This is a genomic window from Blautia luti, from assembly GCF_013304735.1.
Classification (GTDB): Bacteria; Bacillota; Clostridia; order Lachnospirales; family Lachnospiraceae; genus Blautia_A.
Window position 1 is genome coordinate 1 of sequence record NZ_JAAITI010000077.1, and the last position, 2771, is coordinate 2771.

General features: G+C 44.6%; 1 protein-coding gene. It reads right to left on the reverse strand.

Annotated elements, in window-relative coordinates; genetic code table 11:
• Positions 1 to 147 precede the first annotated feature (147 nt).
• The gene (gene ltrA, locus G5B06_RS18440; protein WP_096240995.1) at positions 148 to 2034 is read right to left on the reverse strand and encodes a group II intron reverse transcriptase/maturase; all 1887 of its coding nucleotides are present in this window, start codon (positions 2032 to 2034) and stop codon (positions 148 to 150) included.
• Between the last annotated feature and the right edge of the window lie 737 nt (positions 2035 to 2771).

Below are 2771 nucleotides of genomic sequence, written 5' to 3' on the forward strand. Positions count from 1 at the left end.
GATAGCGATAGGTAATCCTTTGAAGTTATCTCCGGATTTTCCCCCGCTCCACACCGTGCATGCGACTTTCACCGCACACGGCGCTCCATCGAATTCAGCCGTCCAGGGTTTTAAACACAACTTACACACTTCGTTACAGCATTAAATTCAAAGAATAATAGGTGGCATTTCTGCCATACTACGAAGTTTGTTAAGCTTTTCTATTTGTTTATTGTCAAGATTTAAGGATTTCAGGTACTTCTCAATCGTGGGTTCTGAGGAAGCATGGATAAGGATATGAACCTCTTTGCTGACAAGAATTAGATTTGCGTATTCATCCGAACCACCATTGCTTACCGGCACTTTATGGTGGCAATGAATATCATGAGAATCCATCGGAATTCCCGTCACTGCACATTTACCATACTGTGCCGCATACAAAGAAATACGGTTATCCGCATATTCAATGGTTCTACCCTTTACAGGATTTCTCATCAGCCATAACATCGTCGCTGTGTCGATTGCAAGATTCTTATGAATCTGTTCCCGACCTTTGACCGTGTATTTATTGATGGATTTCCTTTTATGCTGGGCGTTCTTCGGCTGGACATATCCCAGTGGAACCACCGGACGTCCATGAAGGAACCTCATCTGTCTGCTTGTTCCATACTTTTCTTTGATGAACCCATTTCTGAGTTGTCCCTTTTTGGATAAGTCGCCTTTCAGTCTGTTTCTGAGCTGTTTGTTGATACTAAAGGCAAGTCTGCTGAAGTCATGAGATACTTCTGTGGAAATACAATAGTATTCATGAAGTCCAGCAACTACAGAGTTGTATTTCTGAAGCTGCATGAACTGAACATTATCATCTGACGAATGAGCCAGTTCCTTTACTTCTTCCGAGACTTTATCATGAGCCTTTTTGTATGCTTTATCGCTCATATGAGACCGAACCACATATTTCTTACCCTTTCTACGGACTTTCAGCTTGAACCCGAGAAAATCAGAATACTGTCTTTTGAGATTAACTACTTTGGATTTGTCAGGGCTGATTTCCAGCCCCAGCCTGTCCTTTAGCCATAACTCTGTTGCCTTGTATGCTCTGACGGCATCCTCATGTGATGCGCAGAAAATTTTAAAATCATCTGCGTACCGAACTGCATGCATCTCTTTTAATCTGCTCCGGCGCAGAGCCCTGTAAGCGTGGCTCTTAATCTCTGTTCCCTGCGCATTGCTCCTCGTTTTGAATTTTGTCTTTGTTGGCATCTGTTCCCATTGGGAAGCAATCCACCAGTCCAGTTCATTTAATACGATATTTGCAAGCAATGGCGACAAAATACCGCCTTGCGGAGTACCCCGTGTGGGATATGTTTTCTCCCCATTTGGCAGAACAACAGGTGCTTTCAACATCTCTTTTATAATGCATAGCAGCTTTTTGTCCCGAATTCCCAATGCCCATATCTGACGCATCAGCTTTGTATGGCTGATATTATCAAAGAAGCCTTTAATATCGAGGTCAACCACATGGTACAGATGCTGTACCTGTATCAGCCTCATGCATTGCGCAATAGCAGTCTCAGCGGAACGGTTCGGGCGGAACCCGTTGGAGTTCTCACTGAATTTTGCTTCACATATCGGCTCCATGACCTGCAAAATACATTGCTGTACGATCCGATCCACGATAGTTGGAATTCCCAGCGGTCTGGTCTTTCCATTGGGCTTTGGTATTTCCACTCGCCTTACGGGTCGTGGATGATAATTACTGAATTGTTTCCGTATGAGACGGACGTATTCTTCCTCGCTTAACTTTGCAAGGTCGGCTATCGTCCTTTTATCCACTCCCGAAGTATCACTTCCTGTATTCTTCTTTATCGTTCTGTATGCAAGCTTGATATTTTCTTCACTCTCGATGATTTCCATCAGATGGTTGAAGGTTTTATCTTTCTTACTTTCTGCATACAGCCTGTCAAAAGTACCTTCCATGTCGTAATACTCTGAGTTGCGGATTTTTCTCTGTTTACTTTTCCTTTCTTGCTGCCCCGAAGTCAACACAGGCATCCTCTCCCTTCGGTTTGGATTTTCTTTGTCATACTCGAAGCTGTGTTTGTTGTGTTTTCATTTTCATTGCTGAATTCGACTTGTGGCTATCCCTCCACCGCTTACTTATTCACGGCTTCATAGGTACTGTGCCACTACTCTCACTGGAATAAAGAATGGTTATTGCCCTCTCGCGAAGGTATTCCCATCCACCACATCACTGGCTTGCAACCGCCTCCGTGTCCCCAGCTTTCCACGTTCCGATATTCCTATCATTGGATATCTTTAGGTTCTTCCTCTAAGCCTGTATCTGGTCATGCATAACCGCACCGCCTGTAACGATGCATGGACTTTCATAACAACCAATTTTACTTGCCCACAGATACCACCATGAAAGGTGTACTGCCTTTCGACAGCATCAACGTTTAGACTCGTACATTCGGAATTTCGTCAGTATTTTCATACATTCTCACCATGGATATCCGACCCCCGGCATATAGGCAACACCATCCACCTCTGGACAGCTTTCGTGTCTGGCCTGAAAACCAGTCTTACGATTGCTCTCTGCCGACTTCACCGAGCTCTATAAACTTTTGGAGAGAGCCGTTGCATGCTCCCCGCCATTCGGAGTATTAGGGTGGCGCTTCGGGACGTTACCCCCTCATTTCACCCATCGGAATATCAGTTCTCCAAAGTTTCGGGCTACAATTGCCCTTCGACTTTGTGCGTAAGCTTTTCACTTACGAACGTGTCGCACG